Here is a 227-nt window from a genome sequence, read left to right as displayed (position 1 = left end):
GATCATGCGACACTAGCTCAGCTGGTAGAGCGCAACCTTGCCAAGGTTGAGGTCACGAGTTCGAGCCTCGTGTGTCGCTCCATTTTCACTTTTAAGTGTTGATGGTTTATAGTTTCATTGTACTTAACAATGCATTCGGACGCGGGATGGAGCAGTTTGGTAGCTCGTCGGGCTCATAACCCGAAGGTCGTAGGTTCAAATCCTGCTCCCGCAACCACATTTAGATT

General features: G+C 48.9%; 2 tRNA genes. Both read left to right on the top strand.

The features are described 5' to 3' along the window. The first annotated feature begins 6 nt into the window (after positions 1 to 6). A tRNA-Gly gene (locus tag AACV33_RS06645) sits at positions 7 to 82 on the top strand. Positions 83 to 140: 58 nt separating this feature from the next. After that, positions 141 to 217 (top strand) — tRNA-Met (locus AACV33_RS06640). Positions 218 to 227 lie beyond the last annotated feature (10 nt).

This window comes from Aliivibrio sp. SR45-2, from assembly GCF_963890165.1.
Taxonomy (GTDB): Bacteria; Pseudomonadota; Gammaproteobacteria; order Enterobacterales; family Vibrionaceae; genus Aliivibrio; species Aliivibrio salmonicida.
Note: the sequence above shows the minus strand (reverse complement) of the source record. Positions and strands in the feature narration are given on the sequence as shown.